Annotated in this window: 16 protein-coding genes and 1 tRNA gene; 6 read left to right on the top strand and 11 right to left on the bottom strand. The window is 59.7% G+C overall.

Going from position 1 to position 18,568, the window contains the following annotated elements; translation table 11 throughout:
• Positions 1-812: 812 nt before the first annotated feature.
• Entirely contained in the window at positions 813-1,412 is a 600-nt protein-coding gene (locus QMG79_RS10480; protein ID WP_283538529.1) for a DNA-3-methyladenine glycosylase I, read from the bottom strand.
• Positions 1,413-1,454: 42 nt separating this feature from the next.
• Positions 1,455-1,709, bottom strand: a complete 255-nt coding sequence (locus tag QMG79_RS10475; protein WP_283538528.1) for a cell division protein CrgA — start codon at positions 1,707-1,709, stop codon at positions 1,455-1,457.
• Between the two features lie 300 nt (positions 1,710-2,009).
• Between QMG79_RS10475 and QMG79_RS10470 the strand changes: the two genes are divergently transcribed.
• Positions 2,010-2,651, top strand: a complete 642-nt coding sequence (locus tag QMG79_RS10470) for an anthranilate synthase component II (RefSeq protein ID WP_283538527.1) — start codon at positions 2,010-2,012, stop codon at positions 2,649-2,651.
• Positions 2,652-2,686: 35 nt separating this feature from the next.
• Here QMG79_RS10470 and pknB read toward each other — a convergent pair whose 3' ends face one another.
• Genes pknB through QMG79_RS10435 form a run of 7 tightly spaced genes read right to left on the bottom strand, consistent with a single transcriptional unit; the run spans position 2,687 to position 11,991 of the window.
• A complete protein-coding gene (gene pknB, locus QMG79_RS10465; protein ID WP_283538526.1) occupies positions 2,687-4,621 on the bottom strand; it encodes a Stk1 family PASTA domain-containing Ser/Thr kinase in 1,935 nt (644 codons plus the stop codon).
• A gap of 13 nt (positions 4,622-4,634) precedes the next feature.
• Complete coding sequence (locus QMG79_RS10460) at positions 4,635-6,308, bottom strand: protein kinase domain-containing protein (RefSeq protein WP_283538525.1); 1,674 nt, start codon at positions 6,306-6,308, stop codon at positions 4,635-4,637.
• Positions 6,305-7,759, bottom strand: a complete 1,455-nt coding sequence (locus QMG79_RS10455) for a peptidoglycan D,D-transpeptidase FtsI family protein (RefSeq protein WP_283538524.1) — start codon at positions 7,757-7,759, stop codon at positions 6,305-6,307. Before QMG79_RS10455 ends, QMG79_RS10460 begins: the two co-directional genes overlap by 4 nt.
• Positions 7,756-9,153: an FtsW/RodA/SpoVE family cell cycle protein gene (locus tag QMG79_RS10450; RefSeq protein WP_283538523.1), complete on the bottom strand. Its 1,398-nt coding sequence runs from the start codon at positions 9,151-9,153 to the stop codon at positions 7,756-7,758. The genes QMG79_RS10455 and QMG79_RS10450 overlap by 4 nt, the downstream gene beginning before the upstream one ends.
• On the bottom strand, positions 9,150-10,754 hold the full coding sequence (locus QMG79_RS10445) for a PP2C family protein-serine/threonine phosphatase (protein WP_283538522.1): 1,605 nt from the start codon (positions 10,752-10,754) through the stop codon (positions 9,150-9,152). The genes QMG79_RS10450 and QMG79_RS10445 overlap by 4 nt, the downstream gene beginning before the upstream one ends.
• A gap of 2 nt (positions 10,755-10,756) precedes the next feature.
• Positions 10,757-11,248, bottom strand: coding sequence for an FHA domain-containing protein FhaB/FipA (locus QMG79_RS10440; protein WP_283538521.1), 492 nt, complete (start codon positions 11,246-11,248; stop codon positions 10,757-10,759).
• On the bottom strand, positions 11,245-11,991 hold the full coding sequence (locus QMG79_RS10435; protein ID WP_283538520.1) for an FHA domain-containing protein: 747 nt from the start codon (positions 11,989-11,991) through the stop codon (positions 11,245-11,247). Before QMG79_RS10435 ends, QMG79_RS10440 begins: the two co-directional genes overlap by 4 nt.
• A 352-nt stretch (positions 11,992-12,343) precedes the next feature.
• Between QMG79_RS10435 and QMG79_RS10430 the strand changes: the two genes are divergently transcribed.
• A tRNA-Leu gene (locus tag QMG79_RS10430) sits at positions 12,344-12,426 on the top strand.
• Between the two features lie 124 nt (positions 12,427-12,550).
• Here QMG79_RS10430 and QMG79_RS10425 read toward each other — a convergent pair.
• Positions 12,551-13,249, bottom strand: a complete 699-nt coding sequence (locus QMG79_RS10425) for a TetR/AcrR family transcriptional regulator (protein WP_283538519.1) — start codon at positions 13,247-13,249, stop codon at positions 12,551-12,553.
• An 82-nt stretch (positions 13,250-13,331) separates the two neighbouring features.
• On the opposite strand from QMG79_RS10425, the gene QMG79_RS10420 reads away from it, so the two are divergent.
• Genes QMG79_RS10420 through QMG79_RS10405 form a run of 4 tightly spaced genes read left to right on the top strand, consistent with a single transcriptional unit; the run spans position 13,332 to position 17,821 of the window.
• On the top strand, positions 13,332-14,789 hold the full coding sequence (locus tag QMG79_RS10420; protein ID WP_283538518.1) for a flavin monoamine oxidase family protein: 1,458 nt from the start codon (positions 13,332-13,334) through the stop codon (positions 14,787-14,789).
• 42 nt (positions 14,790-14,831) lie between these two features.
• Complete coding sequence (locus tag QMG79_RS10415; protein ID WP_283538517.1) at positions 14,832-15,734, top strand: universal stress protein; 903 nt, start codon at positions 14,832-14,834, stop codon at positions 15,732-15,734.
• Positions 15,731-17,290, top strand: coding sequence for an APC family permease (locus tag QMG79_RS10410; RefSeq protein ID WP_283538516.1), 1,560 nt, complete (start codon positions 15,731-15,733; stop codon positions 17,288-17,290). The genes QMG79_RS10415 and QMG79_RS10410 overlap by 4 nt, the downstream gene beginning before the upstream one ends.
• Positions 17,291-17,338: 48 nt before the next feature.
• Positions 17,339-17,821 carry a pyridoxamine 5'-phosphate oxidase family protein gene (locus QMG79_RS10405; RefSeq protein ID WP_283538515.1) on the top strand — a complete coding sequence of 161 codons (483 nt, stop codon included), beginning with the start codon at positions 17,339-17,341 and terminating at the stop codon, positions 17,819-17,821.
• A 21-nt stretch (positions 17,822-17,842) separates the two neighbouring features.
• Here the strand turns inward: QMG79_RS10405 and QMG79_RS10400 are convergent, their stop codons facing one another.
• The gene (locus tag QMG79_RS10400) at positions 17,843-18,436 is read right to left on the bottom strand and encodes a hypothetical protein (RefSeq protein WP_283538514.1); all 594 of its coding nucleotides are present in this window, start codon (positions 18,434-18,436) and stop codon (positions 17,843-17,845) included.
• Between the last annotated feature and the right edge of the window lie 132 nt (positions 18,437-18,568).

Raw genomic sequence — 18,568 nt, 5'->3', positions numbered from 1 at the left:
GTCAAGGGCTTGTGGGAGGGTCCCCCAGGAACTTTGCCTGGGCGGGGCCCGCGCGGACTTCTCTGGCTGCTTCGCTAGCTCCAGCGAGAGGTCTCTGCCACCGCCCTAGGAAGCGGTGTCCATGGATTGATCCTCGACGCGGGTTATTCACAGGTGTTATCCACAGTGTTGGTAACTTACAGTCGTGTAATTCAGGGTGGGGTCCAGGCTGAAACCGCCGATTCCGGGACTTTCCCCCAGAAATCGCAAGAGTTACCCACACCTGTGGATAACTATGGTCTTTATGGTGTGGTTAAGTGGATAACTTCCGTGATTAGAGTGACACCTGTGGATAAAGGGGCGGAATAACTCGTATCGGTGCGTCAGGGGACGTGTTCTGGCGATCTATCAACAGGCTTATACACACTGTTGGTAACTTACAAGCGTGTAACTAGTCCATGTTTAACCGCTACAGGTCAGTGATCTGAGGTATATTCTGTTGCGCTGGCGCTAGTTCTCCACAGTTGTGGATAACGTGTGGGTAGAGAAGTGTGGGTAAGTGGATAACAGTGGAATCCTGGGCATCAGTGGTTCCTTCTTTGGCGCAGAGCCGCCGTAGTCAGGACGTGGCGGCTTCGGGTAGTTATCCAGAGCCACTTTTTTGGCGTGGTGTGCCGAGACTTGCACCATTTATCGAACGTGGCCGCCAGTGCGCTGAAGGGGCGCCGAAAATAGTGGATTCCTACGCCACTTGCGGAAGGTTATCAACAGTGTGGATAACTTTGTGCACACCCAGGCAATGAATGGCGACCACCCTTACAGTCGCTGGAATTTCAGGTCCAGATTCCTGCTGATCCCCTACGGTGGCTACTCACTAGGTGGGTATCCACCATTCCGATGGCCTCCATGAGTGCGTACATGGTGGTGGGACCCACGAAGGTGAATCCGCGTTGGCGAAGGGCCTGTGAGAGAGCAAGGGACTGCGCAGACTTCGTGGGAATTTCTGCTGTGGTTCGTGGCGCTGGCGTGTGGTCGGGCTGGAAACCCCAGACAAGGTCTACCAGGCCGCCGTCAGAGCGCAGGTTCAGGGTGGCGCGTGCGTTTTCCACCGTCGCGCGTATTTTGCGTCTGTTTCGGATTATCCCGGTGTCCTGCATCAGGGTTTCCTGGTGTTCTTGCGTAAATGTTGCAACGACATCAGGGTTGAATGACTGGAAGGCCTTGCGGAATGCTGGCCGTTTGCGCAAGATCGTCGCCCAGGAGAGACCTGCCTGGAAGCCTTCGAGGCAGATTCGCTCGTAGAGGCCCCGTTCATCCCGGACAGGCATACCCCATTCGAAGTCGTAGTAGTCCCGCATCAGGGGGTCAGTGGCGGCCCACGCCGGCCGGGCAAGCCCGTCGTCCCCGACGACAATTCCGGTGGAGTCCGTCACGGGGCGGATCTCATATACCAGGGACGGCTGCTGTTCGTGTGGTCAGGACCGCCAGCGCGTCGTCATCAGGAAGCCTGAGATGGCAATGCCAAAACCAGCGATGATGTTACCGGCGCCCCAGGCCTGGACCGGGAAGCGACCTTCGCTGATGTAGAACGTGATGATCCAGAAGAGCCCAATCAGCATCAGACCGAACATCACCGGTTTGAACCAGACGGCGTTTGGCTTGGTGGCGGCCTGTGTGGACGCCACGCCGGACTCGCGGGTGGACTTCTTGCGGGGCTTGGATTCCGGCACGTGATCTCCTTGCAGACTGAGCAAAAAGTTCTCCAACCGACACGAGATCGTCCCCTGCGGGCAATCATTTCTGTGGCCGGGAACTTTCCGCTCGGGAATGAACTCGTTGTAGCGTCCAATTCTAGCGGGAAGAGGATACACCCGCGGTCCGATTAGGTGCTCGCGAGTGCGGTCAAAGCCACCGTGGGTGCCTGGAACCAGTCGACCAGTGGGAGCTGTATCCAGAAGTGAGATAATTGCAGGGAAGACTGTGTCTCCACTGACGCAATCCGTCCGAACGATTGGTTTTCCGGCCCAGCCATGAGCACTGCAAACATCCTGGTCATCGACAATTACGACAGCTTCGTGTACACCCTGGTGGGTTACCTCGAGGAACTCGGAGCCAAAACAACTGTTGTCCGAAATGATGATGTCACCCTGGCCGAAGCTGTGGAACTGGCGCGGAGCCGCGACGGAGTACTTGTGTCTCCCGGGCCTGGTGCACCAGCCGATGCTGGCGTCTGCATTGACCTCATCAAGTGGTGCGGCGTCAACAACAAACCCATGCTGGGCGTGTGCCTCGGGCACCAGGCACTGGCAGAGGCTTTCGGTGGTGTAGTCACTCACGCCCCCGAGCTCATGCACGGGAAGACCTCCTTGGTAGAGCATGATGGATCCGACGTTTTTAAGGACATTGTGTCCCCGGTTACTGCGACCCGGTATCACTCGTTGGCCGCAGTTCGAAGCAGCATTCCGGAGGTTCTGGAGATCACAGCCCAAACGGCATCGGGAGTCGTCATGGGTCTACGGCATCGCACAGCGCCGTTGTCCGGTGTTCAGTTCCACCCAGAGTCTGTTCTGACCGAGAGTGGTTACCACATGGTCGGCAATTGGCTTGAGTCCCTGGGAATGGCAGGTGCCGCCCAGCGCTCCTCGGGGCTCAGCCCGTTGATCAGGCACTAGGCCGGAAAGGCGAACAATTCGACCCTGGTTCAGGATTACTTTTTAGTCTTGGTGGGTTTCGGAGAGGGGCTGTTGGTGGATGGCGTGGGACTCGGTGTTGGAGCTTCTGGCTCCTTGGCCACCGTGATGGTCACTGTGGTGCCCTGATCCAACTCAGCGTTGACGGGGTTGCTTTGGTCAGTGACCTGCCCGGGGGCCACCTGGCCGTTCTCAACCTCTTGGACATTGGTCCCTAAATTCAGGTCCGTGAGGGCTTTCCGGGCCTCCTCGAGTGCCAGTCCCCTGAGCTCGGGAACGGCTACTTTTCCTGTGGACACCACTATTTCCACTGCGGTATCAACTGCCACAAGCTGACCTGGTGACGGATTGCTTGTGATGACCGATCCGCGGGGAACTGTGGGGTTGTTCAGCATGGTGGTTGTGGGCACCCCCGTCAGTCCCGCCTGGCGCAACAGATCCCGGGCGGCCGCTTCAGTCCGGCCTGGAAGCTCCTCCGGGATGGTGACGGAACTTGGCCCAGCTGAAATGTTCAGCAAGACCTCAGAATCCTCAGGGACGCTTTCACCAGAATTCGGGTCCGTACCGATAGCTGTACCTGCAGGCACCGAATTACTGTTGATGCGTTCTACTGTGGGACGCAACGCGGCACCGTAGAGTTCTTGCAGTGCATCGGATTCGCTCAGCGAAGTAACAGTGGGGACTGCGACCGTGGGAATGACCGGCACGGCGTTGTTCATGGCGTTGTAGACCCACAGCCCACCGCCAGCAAGTATCAGGACGGTGAAGATAGCGAGGGTGACAATCCACGTCCGACGCCGTGACTTCTGGGCAGCTGTCCGCTCGCGTTCTGGAGGGAGGCCAAGGGGGAGGCCAACTGCGTCGTGTGATGCCCGCGCGCTGGCGTCCTCGGTGGGGTACCGCACCGCCGTGGTCTTGGGTGTGTCGCGGTCAGAGGTGGATGACGCGGCAGGCGACACATCAAAAGCTTCTGTTGCGGGATGGGCAGTAATGGGAACATGGTGCTGTGGATCGGTTGCTGCATCGCTTGCATGGACCTCTGGTACCGAAATACCGCTTCGGGCTGCCCGCAAGGCGCGCCTAAAAGCTGCGGCATCCTGGAAACGATCCGCACGGTTCTTCCGGAGTGCCTTGCTGAGGACACTGTCCAGGGAATCTGGCACTTCGGGATTAAGTGAGCTTGCAGGCTCTGGTACTTCCCGTACGTGCTGGTAGGCCACGGACACAGGGCTGTCGCCGACAAATGGAGGCCTGCCCGTGAGGCATTCATAGAGGAGGCACCCGGCAGAGTAGAGGTCGCTGCGTGCGTCAACAGATTCGCCGCGTGCCTGCTCAGGTGAAAGGTACTGGGCAGTGCCCACCACAGCCTGGGTTTGGGTCATTGTTGCCGCAGAGTCGGCAATGGCGCGGGCGATGCCGAAGTCCATGACTTTTACCGCGGCTCCATCGCCGCACACCATGACGTTGCCCGGTTTGATGTCCCGGTGAACTATGCCCGCCTTATGGCTATATTCGAGCGCTCCCAGAACGCCGAGTGTGTAGTCCACGGCATGGGCAATGGTGATCTTGCCAGCGCGTATCAAGTCGCGGAGGGTGTGGCCGGAGACAAATTCCATCACGATATAGGGAACGCGGACGGTTTCGTCCGTTCCTCCCGGCATGGTGTGATCGCCAGTGTCGTAGATGGCAACAATAGAGGGATGATTTAGCGCGGCAACGGCTTGCGCCTCCCGTTTGAATCTAGCCTGAAATTGAGGGTCCCGAGCCAGGTCTGGGCGAAGCAGCTTGATGGCAACAGTCCGGCCTAATCGCGAGTCTGTTCCCCGGTGGACATCTGCCATCCCGCCGCGCCCGATCAGCTCGCCAACTTCGTAGCGGCCACTCAGGATACGTCGACCATCCACCGGGAGACTGTCTTCACGGTGTGATGGCGTGCGGGGTTCGTTACTCATTCAGGTACCGGATCTAGGGAGTGCAAACAGCCGGGTTGCCAGGCGCCTGGGATGGTCCGCAGGTCGGCAGGACAGGAGCGGTGACGGGCGTCGTCGTCGTCGTCGCTGTGGGCGCAACGGTTGGTTCCGTGGTGGGTATTGGTTCAGGGGTCGGCTCGGGGGGAGGAGCGACAGCATAGGTAACTGTGATGGTTGACCCGGGCTCAACTTCTCCAGATGGGCCGAGATCCAGGACAGTGTTGACGGGTGCTGCATTCTCCTGTGGAACTCCATTCACCTGCAGCCCCAAGTTCCGGAGTTCCGCTTCGACTACGCTGAACGTCCGCCCCAAGTAGGCGGCCCGAATGATATTTACTGTGGGGTCGACAGTCGGTGTGGGTTCTGGTGCCGGAGGTGTCTCTGATGGTGTGGGACGGGCGCTTGTCCGGGTCGGCGAAGGGCTACTCGGCGCAGGGGCGCTGGATGATGTCACAGCCGGGGCTGGCGAATTATTATCCGATGTGAAAAGGTCCGTGCCCTGGAGCAGGAAGCCACCAAGAGCAAAAATTAGCAGGATGATGAGGCCCACCAGTGGCCACGTCCAGGGGCTTCGCCCACGCTTCTGTGGTTCGTCGCCCTGATCCTCGTACTGGTCTTCTTCGGGAACCCACGAACGCTGGGCGGCCACGGCCTGGACTGGCTCGTCGTCTCCCAAGGAGGCTGCAGAGGCACCGACAACAGGTAGGGCAGATGTTGCTGCACTGTTTGTATCAGGGCTGCTGGCGATGACTCCCGTAGGCGAGGTGGGGACATTCACGGGAGCCGTGATTGGTCCGGTGGTGGACTCAAACAACAGCATGCCCGGCACTGCGGCATGTGCAGTCTCGATGTCACCGGCGCGAATTGCTTCTGCCGCTTCGGCGAGTTTGATGGCGTTGGCAGGGCGGTTCTTGGGGTCCTTGGCAAGCATGGACATCAGCAGCGCCCGCACCGGGCGGGGCAGTGAATCAGGGAGGGGCGGCGGTGCATCATTTACCTGGGCAAGGGCGATGGCAATCTGGGATTCGCCGGTAAAGGGGCGGTGGCCGGTCAGGCACTCGTAACCGATGATGCCCAGGGAATAGATATCTGACGCTCCGGTTGCCGTCTGGCCGGTAGCCTGCTCGGGTGCAAGATACTGCGCTGTCCCCATCACCTGGCCGGTCTGCGTCAATGGCACCTGGTCTGCCAGGCGGGCGATGCCAAAGTCGGTGACTTTAACGCGTTCTTCGGGCGTGATGAGGAGGTTTCCGGGCTTGATGTCGCGGTGAACCAGGCCCTGCTTGTGCGCCGCGGAGAGTGCACGGGCCACCTGGGCAATCATGGACAGGGTGCGGTCAGGTGAGAGGACGCGTTCCTGTTCAATGATGGTGCTGAGCGGATGGCCGGGGACCAGCTCCATCACCAGGTAGGCAGAGCCGTCCTCTTCGCCGTAGTCAAAGACGTTTGCGATGCCAACGTGGTTCAGGAGTGCTGTGTGGCGCGCTTCAGCGCGAAAGCGCTGCAGGAATCCAGGGTCCCCCGTGTATTCCTCTTTTAGGACCTTGATCGCGACGATGCGACCAAGGACCTGGTCCTTTGCTTTCCAGACTTCTCCCATGCCACCGATTGCAATGCGGGTAGTCAACTGGAATCTGCCGCCGAGGGTGATTCCGGATGTAGGCCTCACTTATTCAACACCGCCTCAAAAATCTTGCTTGCGTTCGGACTGGTTAGCTGGGCTCCGGTTGTGATGTCGACGTCCTCCATGACAATGGTGACAGCGACCTCCGGATCGTTTGCTGGGGCGAACCCCGTAAACCATGAGTTGTTCAGGCCGTTACCCAATTCGGCGGTGCCTGTCTTGCCGGCAACATCGACTCCGGGTACCGCAGCTTGGCTGGCGATACCTTCAGTGACAACGCTGGTCATCCACTCAGTGATCTGCTGGGCGATCTGCGGCGTGGTGGAGGTCCGCAGGACACTCGGCTTTGGCTCGTCAATAATCCGCAGATCCGGAGACCGCAGGGCCTTCACGAGGTTGGGGCTCATCTGTTTCCCATCGTTGGCGATGGCGGCGGTCATCAGGGCTATCTGAAGAGGTGTGGCTTTGACATCCCGCTGGCCAATGGCGGACTGGGCCAGGGCCGGGCCCTCAAGGTCGGCGGGGAACACGCTGGTGGCATACGGGAGCATCAATTGATCGCCCATGCCCTCATTGAAGCCGAACTTCTCCGCCTGATCAGAAATTGCCTGGGCGCCAAGATCCAGGGCGATGCTGGCAAATGGGGTATTGCAGGACTGCTGGAGCGCAAAGGCGAAACTCGCTGTGTCCCGCGTGTAGCAACTGCCGCCAGCGTAGTTCGGAAGAGTGTAGTCAATGCCAGGAAAGGCCAACTGCGCAGGGTTCTCCAGGACGCTGTCCGCGTTGTATTTGCCGGAGTTCAGGGCAGCCGCGGTGTCGATCAGTTTGAAGACCGAGCCGGGAAACAGGAGTGATCCAGTTGGGCCGCTGACCGACTGATTTGCATTGATGCCCGGAATTGCGGCGATCTCGTTGTAATTGGCCTTGGCAGCTTCGCTGTCCTGGGTGGCAATAAGGTTGGGATCAAACGAGGGTTTGGACACCATGGCGATGATGTCGCCGGTTTTTGGATTGGTCACCACAATCGATCCACGTTGTCCATCCGGGATCAGGTCATAGGCCAGTTTCTGGATTTGAGGATCAATTGTCAGCTCCACGGATGCGCCCTTGGGCTGGTTACCCAGGAACAGCTGGCCAACACGATCCAGGAACTGCTGGTCCGAGCTACCAGCCAACTGCTCGTTCATGGACAGCTCCAGGCCAGTTGCCCCATAAGTCTGGGAAAAGAAGCCCGTCAGTCCAGCGTAGAGCTGAGGCTGGTTGTAGACACGCTGGAATGCACATGATTCGGTACCTTCCACGGATTCCGCAATAGCGTCGCCGCCCACAATGATGGATCCACGGTCATTGCAGAAGTCCCTGTTTAGCTGGCGGCTGTTCCAGGGATTACCCTTCAAGTCATCTGCGCCTATGACCTGGACATAGCTGATGGCTCCGAAAAGCAGGGCGAACATAACAATCGCTGCCATCCAGGAGTTTCTTATGGCCTGGTTCAAGGACGGGTCACCGCTTTTCGTTCATCGTTTTCGACCGCGTCGGTTCCAGCTTCGCCCGGCTTCAGCGGCGAGGTGTTGAGCGGACTCCGGGCTGTATGGGAGATCATCAGCAGCAGACCCACAATGATCCAGTTGGCCAGCAGCGACGACCCACCTGCTGCCAGGAATGGCGTGGTCAGACCGGTCAGTGGGATCAGTCGGGTTACCCCACCAATGACCACGAAGCACTGCAGGGCCACGGCGAAGGACAATCCGCAGGCCAAGAGCTTTCCGAAGGAATCCCGGGTGCCCAACGCGGCACGGAAACCTTTGGTGACCAGAAGGACATACATCATGACAATGGCGAAGAGACCGATCAATCCCAGTTCTTCACCGAACGAAGCAATGATCATGTCACTGTTGGCGAAGGGAACAACGTCTGGGGTTCCGCGTCCCAGACCCGTCCCCACGAGCCCTCCATCAGCCATTCCAAACAGGCCCTGGATGATTTGGCGGCTGCCGCCGGGGGAGCGGTCGTAGACCTCGGGCGTAAAGGCGTTGATCCAACCATCAATACGCAGGTTGACGTGGGAAAACGCCCGCGCCGCAACAAAGCCCCCACCGAGGATCAGAAGAAGGCCAATGACCACCCAGCTGATTCGGCTGGTGGCGACGTAGATCATGACAATGAAGAGCCCGAAGAAGAGCACTGACGAGCCAAGGTCCCGCTGGAAGATCAGAACGCCGATACTCACTAGCCAAGCCGCCACCATGGGGCCCATGTCCTTGAACCGTGGGAGCTGGAGTGGGCCGATTTTACGTCCCGCCAGCAGGATCAGATCTCGATTGGAGGACAGGTATCCAGCAAAGAATATGGCCAGGGTGATCTTGGCTATTTCACCGGGCTGAAAGGTCATGGGCCCAACCCGGATCCATACACGGGCCCCGAGGATCTCCCCAGCCGTGATTCCAGGCACCAGGGGCATGATCAGCAGCGCTGCGCTGACAGCCAGTGAAATATAGGTAAAACGACGCAGTATGCGGTGGTCCTTGAGAAGCCAGATCACACCGATCGAGACGGCCATGGCTATGAGGGTCCAGCGGAGCTGGTTGTTACCGGTGTCATCGGCAGGGCCGTCCAGCCGGTGAATCATTGCTAGGCCGAGGCCGTTGAGGGCAACGACCAACGGAAGTATTACCGGATCTGCATATTTAGCCCTGACGCGGAGGACAATATGGAATGCCAGGGCTGCGACAGCGAGCAGCGACGATTGGAACCAGAAGTCCGAGTCGAATGCTGCGCCCTGGTCCACTCCGGCCAATGTGCTCGCACCAATGCCGACGATCAGGGCCAACACCAGCAAGACAAGTTCAACATTGCGTCGTGGTTTAGGAGCCGTACCGACCTGGGTCATGGTGTTCCCTCACAGGCGATTTGGGTGGGCCGCGGGCTAGCCGAGGAAGTGGCTGCACCGACAGAGGCGGACGCTGTTGGTGTCGGCGTCGCAGGTGACGCGCCCCCTGTGGCTGAAGCCGATGAAGACGGGCTAGCGGAGGGTGGGATGCACTCTGTATCAGGTGCTGTGGTGCCAAAGTCGCGCAGGTTCCGAACGATTCCCTGAGCGTCATACAGATCTCCCGCAGGGACTGTCTGACGGACGCGCTCCTGCGTGAACTGTGGGAGGGAGTCCAGCGTGAGGTCAGTTACGGTCTCGAGGGTGGAAAGCTGGAAGGGCCCGAGGCGCTGGGAGACGCCGTTGTAGATGGCTACACGCGAGTCATACTCCCCGACATAGTAGCGAGTCTGAGTCCAGGCGTAACCGAGCCAGATCCCAGCCGTCAGCGCAACCACGACAGCTGCAGCAATAGAGAGAGTCAGCCAGCGACGTGGCTTCAGCGGTATGACGTCTTCAGGTTCCGCAGGTTCGGTATCACCCGCCTTGTGGGTGAGGACTGTGGCTGCGCGTCGGGCAACGGTCCGCCCAGCGATGGTGGGGATGGAGCCACTGGCCGCAGCGGTGGCTGCTGCTCCTACGAGCTCATGTGGCCTCAGGGCCAGTTCTTCCCGGAGGACCTCCGCGGAGAGATGTTCGCCAAGGTGCGGGTCTGTGGAATCCGCCGGTTCGCCGCTGGCCGAAACGGGCTTGTCGTTGGGACTCCCGGGTGCCATAGGCGTGGCTGATGCAGCCGGAGTGGCTGCCGGTGGTGCACTAATGATGTCCACGGCGGCGGTGTTGACGTCGTCTGGCGTCTCCTCAATGATGTCGATCAGGACAACTGAGACGTTGTCCGGCGATCCAGCCTCAAGAGTCAGGTCAATCAGGATGTCCGCGCACTCGCCAAGGTTCCTGGTCCCCCGCACCGTACGTTCAACGGCGTGGCCGGCTACGTAGTTAAGCCCATCGGAGCAGAGCAGCCAGCGCTCACCTGGCACAACGTCAAGTGCCTGCAAATCAAGTTCCGGGCTTGCGTCAACATCGCCCAGAACTCGCATGAGGACATTTTTGTGCGGGTGGGTCTCCGCCTCTTCAGGTTGCAGACGTCCCTCGTCAATAAGACGTTGCACAAACGTGTGGTCGATGCTGACCTGTTCGTAGATTCCATCCCGAAGTCGGTAGGCCCTGGAATCACCAATGTGGGCGAAGTGCAGTTTACCCTCGGCGAGAAGCAGCGCCGTCACAGTTGTCCCCATGCCTGCGAGCTTGGGATTGATGTGGACCAGCTCCGAGAGTAGGGAGTTGGCTGTCTGGATCTCGTCCGCCAGCACTGTGGCGGCGTCGCCATTGTAGGACTCCCGGTCCAGGTGAAGCATGTCCAGGACAGTTGCCGCTGACGCCACATCGCCTCCAGCATGGCCGCCCATTCCGTCGGCAACCACCGCCAGGTGCCGTCCCGCATAGGCCGAGTCGTCATTCTTTGCTCGGACGCGCCCCACGTCCGAGCGGGCAGCATACTTCATGATCAGGGGCCGCTGGGAGGATTTTCCTTCCGCGGCGGCCAAGTCTGGGTGACCCATGGTCAGGGCCTCAATTCGATGACCGTCTTGCCGATTCTCACGGGGACTCCGGGCTCCATTGGCTGTGCGCGGGTCAGTTGCTGGTCAGCAAGGTAGGTCCCATTTGTGGAGCCAAGGTCCTCTATGAACCAACGGCTACCCTGGGGGAAAAGACGGGCATGACGGCCGGATGCGTAGTCGTCCTCAAGGACAAGTGTTGCTTCCTGGGCGCGGCCCAAGAGAATTGGGCTTGATGCCAACGGGATTGTGATGCCCTTCAGTGGTCCCTCAGTGACGAGCAACTGCGTAGGGGCCTGGCGGGCCGGTGGAGCGGATACTTCTGCTAGGTCAGGGTTTTTCCGGACCTGACGTGCGGTGGGCGCACCAGCTGCGGCTTTTTTCCCAATCATCAGGTCGCGCCGCATGGTCGAGACAATGCTGAAAATGAGAACCCACAGCAGGATCAGGAAGCCGAAGCGGAGCGCGGTGATGGTGAGGTCGCTGAGCTCGGTCATGAACGGCCTCCGTTGTTCGTGGGTAGGAGACGGAAAATGATTCTGGTCCGTCCCATGGTGATGGTGGAGCCGTCGTGGAGATCCGCAGGCTCTACGACCCGGTGGCCATTCACGTAGCTTCCATTGGTTGATCCCATATCTACGGCGCTGCTGAGGCCGTTGACAGTCCTGATTTCCAGATGGCGGCGCGACACCCCGGTATCGTCCACGAGGATGTCAGCTTCGGAGGAGCGCCCAAGGACAATTGAGGGAGCGTTCAGCGAATAGCGCTGTCCGTCAATATCCAGAACTGGCTGCAGTCGCGCTGGCGCCCTCTGTGGTGCGGCAGGGAGGTTTGGCCGGGACGGAGGCGGCGCAGCGGGGGTGTTGCCATCCTTTTCGGTCCTGGCGGTGATGTCGAAATTTCCGGCCCGCTGTTCGCTGTTCCGGCGAAAGGATATCTGTACAGGTCCCTGCAGCGTGTAGCCCTGGCTGTGAACGTGGTTGATGACAACGTCACACAGTTCCTCAGCAAGCGGTGTTCCCCATTCCTGGGCCCGGCCAAAGTCTGCGTCGCTGAGTTGCACGTCGAAGACGTTGGGGACAAGTGTGCGGCCAGCCGAGATGGTCATGGATTTGTTATCAACCTCGCGGCGGAGCCGGCTTGCAATCTCGACAGGTTCCACCTGGGCCTTTGAGCCGGTCGAGAAGACGCCTCGGACGGCCTTTTCAATTCCTCGTTCTACATTGTCCAGCAGTCCCATGGTCTTCTCCCTCCCTAGGCTCCAGCATGAGGTTTTCAGCGGGGAATCCGGGTGTCCATTGGACATCGGCTAACCAGCCGTGCCGCCGGGTGGCAGGCACTTCCACACTCGATAGTACTGTCCGTGCCTGAGAATGACCTCAATCTGCCTCCCGGTACGCTGCTCAAATAGTGTTCGGCGACATGATCAGCACTATTTTGCGGATGTTGCTGTGGAATCCGTTCGTCCATGTCAGAGGCAGGATGGAGACGACGATTCGTGTTTTGGCCCTTGCGTCCGTTATGCTTGATCTCGCTGCTTTCACACGGTTGGCTTCCGCTCGCGGAGTGCTGGATCGGGTGAGGGAAGTTGCGCGCGAGTGGCGGAACGGCAGACGCGCTGGCTTCAGGTGCCAGTGTCCGAAAGGGCGTGGGGGTTCAAATCCCCCCTCGCGCACGCACAGCAAAACCCCCGATCTTCTGATCGGGGGTTTTGCATTTAACGAGATTTCGCAGTGCATCCACGCCAGGGTGCTGAGCCGGGCCCTGTCCGCGGCATGGCGATCATTGTAGGGACCGGCTCAGGAAAAGCGCCGCAGCTTGCTGAGTCCGGCAATGAGGGCGTCCAGTCCCAGGGTGAACGCGATATCCGCTGGCCTGCTGTGCTCCTCATTCTTCAGGCTGTGGACCGCCGACGTGAAGTTGGGAGTCGCAGGTGCCATGGATCCTGGATCAAAAATATCCGCGGGGGCCGTGACGTCGTAGGCAGAACCAAAGATAAAGGACTCAAGGGCCACGATCGACGGAATGATTTTTTCGTCCGGAAACCCTGCATGCCGGAACCCTGAAGCGACTGCCTCGTACATGGCCAGGGTCTGGGGAGCGTTGGTCACGGGGAGGACGGCTATCACGGGAATGAGTGGAGTGTGCTGGGCGAAGACGTCTCGGTAACTGGCGGCCCATGCGTAAACTGCCTCGTCCCATGGACGGTCTGCGAAAGCAGACACGTCGACGCGTGCAGTCAGGTGGTCTTCCAGGAGCAGGAGGACATCCATTTTTGAGTTGACATGGTTATAAAGGGCCGACGGAGCCACATCCAGGAAGCGGGCCAGTGCTGCCATGGTGAGACCCTCGTAGCCTTTTCGGCTGATGAGATCCAGCGCCGCCACCGTAATGACGCCCTGGTCCAGTACGGCCGATGGTGGCCGGCCCACCCTGCGGCGGGACGGTGTGCGTCGAGGCACGGTGGGGCTGTGGTGGTCGGCGGCAGATGCCGGCATGACTGACCTTTCGGTAGTGATTCGAAGAATTATTCCATCAAGCACTGTTGCGTGGACCACGGTGGCCTTATAGTTACTCTAAATGAATGGCATTCATTTAGTGCCCCGCGTCACCCGCGGGACCGGAAAGGACATCATGCTGCATCTGGATAGGGACGTTGTGATTGTGGGAGCCGGGCCGTCAGGCCTTACGGCCGCCAGGGAGCTCAGGAAAGCGGGCTTGAGTGTCGCGGTCCTGGAAGCCCGGGATCGGGTGGGTGGCAGGACCTGGACCGACACCATTAACGGGGCCATGCTCGAAATAGGCGGTCAGTGGGTCTCACCGGATCAAACTGCCCTTCTTGGGCTCCTCGATGAGTTGGGCCTCGGTACGTACTCACGTTATCGGGAAGGCGAATCCGTCTATATCGGAGCTGATGGAGCTGCCACGCGCTACACGGGAGATTCATTCCCTGTCCAGGAGTCGACCAAGGCGGAAATGGATCGGCTCATTGAGATCCTCGACGGACTCGCGGCGGAAATTGGTCCTACCGAGCCTTGGGCACACTCCAAGTCCAGGGAGCTCGACACGATTTCCTTCCATCACTGGCTCCGCGCCCAGTCGGAAGATGAAGAGGCCTGTAACAATATTGGCCTCTTCATTGCAGGCGGCATGCTTACCAAGCCCGCCCATGCCTTCAGCGCACTCCAGGCTGTACTCATGGCAGCTTCTGCAGGATCCTTCAGTAATCTCACTGATGAGGACTTCATTCTGGACAAGCGCGTAGTGGGCGGCATGCAGCACGTGTCGGAGCGCATGGCGCAGGAACTCGGGAGTGATGTTGTCCTGGACAGTCCGGTACGCACCATCCGGTGGTCTGGGACGTCCGACGGCGGCACTGTCACCGCAATCTCCGATCGCGCCACTGTAACGGCCCGTTTTGCGGTGATGGCGGTTCCGCCGAACCTCTACTCACGTGTGTCATTTGATCCGCCGCTTCCGCGGCGTCAGCACCAGATGCACCAGCACCAGTCCCTGGGCCTCGTTATCAAGGTCCACGCGGTGTACTCGACACCCTTCTGGCGTGAGAACGGACTGTCCGGTACGGGCTTTGGTGCCGGATCGATCGTGCAGGAGGTCTATGACAACACCAATCATGAGGATCCGCGGGGAACGCTTGTGGGCTTTATCTCCGACGAAAAAGCCGACGCAATGTTTGAGCTCAGCGAGGAGGACCGTCAACGGGCCGTCCTTGAATCAATTGCCACGTTCCTGGGCCCTGATGCACTGACGCCGGAGGTGTACTACGAATCTGACTGGGGCTCTGAGGAGTGGACGCGGGGTGCCTACGCCACCAGCTATGACCTGGGGGGCCTTCACCGCTACGGAAAGGATCAGCTGGCGCCTGTCGGCCCCATTTACTGGTCCTGTTCTGACCTTGCTGCCGAGGGATACCAGCATGTGGATGGAGCTATCCGCATGGGCGCCATCACAGCTGGGCGAATCGTTGCCGGAGCCACCGCGGCTGGAACAAAGACTTCGGCCACAGCTGTCTCCTGACAGCTGCACTGCACCATCACCTGACTGAAAAGAGATACTGCCATGAGATATGTCGTGGGATATTCGGCAAACGCCCGTGGATATGACGCGGTTAACCTGGCAGTTGCCCTGGCACGGGGACACAATGCCTCCATCGACCTCGTCCTCGTCCTCCCCGAGGGTTCGCCGTTCAGCGGTATCTACCCGCCGCAAGCTGGATATGACGAGATCCTGGATCAGCAGGCCGCGGAGTGGCTGGACGAGGGATTGGCCATGATCCCTGATGATGTTCAGGCCCGGGCCCACATCCGGCGTGGTGATTCGGAAGCCAGTGTCCTGATTGACGCAGTTGCTGACCTTGGCGCTGATCTGTTGGTCATCGGTGCTACCAGCAGCGGTCTCTTCCGCCGCTTTACAGTGGGCTCGGTGGCAGGGTCGCTCCTGCACTCAGCGGCTGTCCCAGTGGCACTAGCTCCCCAGGGATACCACCGGACCGATCCAATCACCCGGTACAGCTGTGGAATTGGGACCCGGCCCGGTGCGCAAAACCTCCTCACGTTCGCCGTTGCTCTCTCAGCTGTGAAGGAGACTCCGCTACGGCTCGTCTCGCTGCTGACCCTCGATGGCGAGAATGAAGAGGATGCAGTCAACGCGGCTACGGTCAGGGCCGCAGATGCCATGGCCGCTACCGTTTCCGGCGTCCATGCCCCGATTCCCGAAATTGTGGTGGCACGTGGCCGGACCATCGAGGAATCAGTAGACCGTCTCGACTGGGAAGACGGTGAAGTCCTGCTCATTGGATCCAGTCGGCTTGCGCAGAACCGCTCCATCTTCCTGGGGTCGACAGCCAACCGTATTCTCCGGTCACTGCCTGTCCCCATGATTGTGGTCCCCCGCGACTATGTCCCGGAAGGCACTAGCCAGACTTCAGCGAACGACCCTTCCGGAGAGGCAGGACAGTCATGAGCATCAAGCGCGTTGCGCCACCCGCAACATCTTCCACTGGCGGTTTGAGCGACAAGGGGCTCAAGGCCGGCTCCGTCGGCCTGATCGGCGCGGTGGTCATTGGGGTGTCATGTATTGCTCCGGCCTATACCCTGACGGCCGCGCTAGGCCCCACGGTGTCCGAAGTGGGCGTCCAGTTGCCGGCAATCTTCCTTGTCGGATTTATCCCTATGCTCCTTGTTGCCCTCGGATACCGCGAACTTAATAACGCAATGCCTGATGCCGGCACGTCCTTCACCTGGGCCTCACGAGCCTTTGGTCCCTGGGTGGGCTGGATGGGTGGTTGGGGCCTTATTGCTGCCACCATCATTGTGCTTTCCAATCTGGCGGCCGTGGCAGTGGACTTCTTCTACCTGATGCTTTCGCAGGTGCTTGGCAATCCAGATCTGGCAGACCTGACCACCAACCTCCCGTTGAACATTGCCACCACGCTTGTCTTCATTGCCGGAGCCTGCTGGATCTCCTACCGCGGTATGGAAACCACCAAGGGTGTCCAGTATGTCCTCGTGGCTTTCCAGCTCTTAGTTCTTGGCTGGTTTGCCGTGGCCGCCTTTATCCACGTCGGCAACGGCACCGCGTTTGCTGCCACAGCCATCACCCCGGAGTGGTTCAACCCCTTTGCTGTGGGTTCCTTCTCGGCGTTTACTGCCGGTGTATCACTCTCCATCTTCATTTATTGGGGCTGGGATGTAACGCTGACCATGAACGAGGAGACCAAGGATCCCGAGAAGACGCCAGGCCGCGCCGCCACGGTGACAGTCCTTGTGATTGTGATCATCTACATGACGATCGCCCTGGCCACACTGTCCTTTGCCGGAATCGGGGAGGAAGGTCTTGGAGTGGGAAACCCGGACAATCAGTCGAGTATTTTTGCTGTTCTGTCCGGACCGGTGATGGGACCTTTTGCAATTCTGATGTCACTTGCCATCCTGAGCAGTTCCGCGGCATCCTTGCAGTCGACGTTCGTTTCTCCCGCACGCACAATGCTTTCCATGGGTCACTACCGGGCGTTGCCCACGAAGTTCGGCGCCATCAGCCCTAAATTCAAGTCCCCCAGCTATGCCACGATTGTTGCCGCCATTGCGGCTGCAGCGTTCTATGTCATCACCCGAACCACCTCTGAAAATGCCCTGTGGGACACCATCACTGCCCTGGGAATGATGATCTGCTTCTACTACGGCGTGACGGCAATGGCCTGCGTCTGGTTCTTCCGTGCCGAGGCATTCACCAGTGCCAGGGCATTTTTCTTCAAGTTCCTCGCACCCCTTCTGGGCGGCGTGATCCTGTTGGTCATGTTCTTCAAAACCGCCACGGATTCCATGGACCCGGCCTATGGTTCCGGTTCCTCTGTCGGTGGCGTAGGCATGGTGTTCATCCTTGGCATGGGCGTGATCCTGCTGGGCGTGGTGATCATGATCGTCATGTCAAGGATTCGGCCAGAGTTTTTCAGGGGCCAGGTCCTGGAGCGCCAGGGGTCTGCACCGGCCGCGGTGGAAAATAAGCATGCTGAGCAATAGGCTGGGGTCAGGGAAGTACCCTGCAGCATTCACGAACGAGGTGCGAACATGAGCGAAGCCGAGAACATCAAAAAAGTCACAGACATCATCAACGATTCCCGGATTGGGATGTTGGCCACCCTCAACGAGGATGGCGCCCTGGTCAGCAGGCCCCTGGCCGTCCAGGATGTAAAGGAGGACGGCGACCTGTGGTTCTTCACGGCTGACTCCACATCACAGGTAGCGCACGTCCACGCGGACCCGCGGGTCAACGTCTCCTTCGGTAAAAACACCGAATGGGTCTCCGTGGCAGGCACCGCCGAGATCATCACGGACAGCGCCAAAATTCACGAGCTGTGGAACCAGGCCGTCGAAGCATGGTTCCCTGACGGACCGGACACCCCCGGTGTGGTTCTCCTGAAGGTGGACTCGGATTCCGCCGAATACTGGACCAGCCCCGGTGGAACAGTGGCCACAGTGCTGCAGTGGGTCAAGGCAAAAGCGACAAACAGCAAAATGAGCGTAGGCGAAAGCGGTACGGTCGAGCTCTAGGGCGCACCTGCACCAGCCATATCAGGCCTCGTTGCGGGGCATGGCTCCGGCTGCTGTCTCCGCTCTGAGCAGTGCGGCTTCTAGACGATCCACTGCGGGAATGTAAGCATCAGGGTCCGCATCTGCTTTCACGGCAGATGCGGACCTCAGTGCCTTAATGAGCTCCGCCGTTTCTGGCTTGCGGGGATCGGACATGGCCGGGAAGTCGATGGTCAGCCCCGGATCCAGTTCATAGCGCTGCCACCGGGCAACTGCCTGGTCATGGCGGGCTTCGGCGGAGCGCAGCGCTGGTGCGGCTTCGCGGCGTCGTCTGCGCTGCGCGACGGCTTCGGCCAGTCGAGGGTAGGTGCGGAACGCCCACCAGCCCGCGGCTGCGCCGCTCGCGGCGAGCACCAATCCCAGCCACGGTGAGGCTACTGTGGCAATGACAAGTGCCGGGACTGCAACGACAGCGCCGATGAACAGGTCCCAGAAGAGGTGGTCCGATCCAGTGTCGTCGTAGGAGCGGTGATGGCGGACTGCCAACACCGTCGCGGGGACTGCGGCAATAAAAACAGAGCCGCCGAGAACCACTTGCCACACGGAGGACGCCAGGTTTGCTGATTCGTTGATCACTTCGCACCTCCTCATGTGTCGCGTGGACTGAAAATCCAGTGCCGTGCATTCCATTCCATCCGGTTGAGCCTCTGAGGTCAATGCGTGGGGGCTGGGATACTGTAACTTCCTAAGGACTGTGGGCGCTGGTAC

It is taken from the genome of Pseudarthrobacter sp. PS3-L1 (assembly GCF_030063285.1).
Taxonomy (GTDB): Bacteria; Actinomycetota; Actinomycetes; order Actinomycetales; family Micrococcaceae; genus Arthrobacter.
The sequence above is the reverse complement of the archived record's forward strand: the minus strand, read 5'-3'. Positions and strand labels throughout refer to the sequence as shown.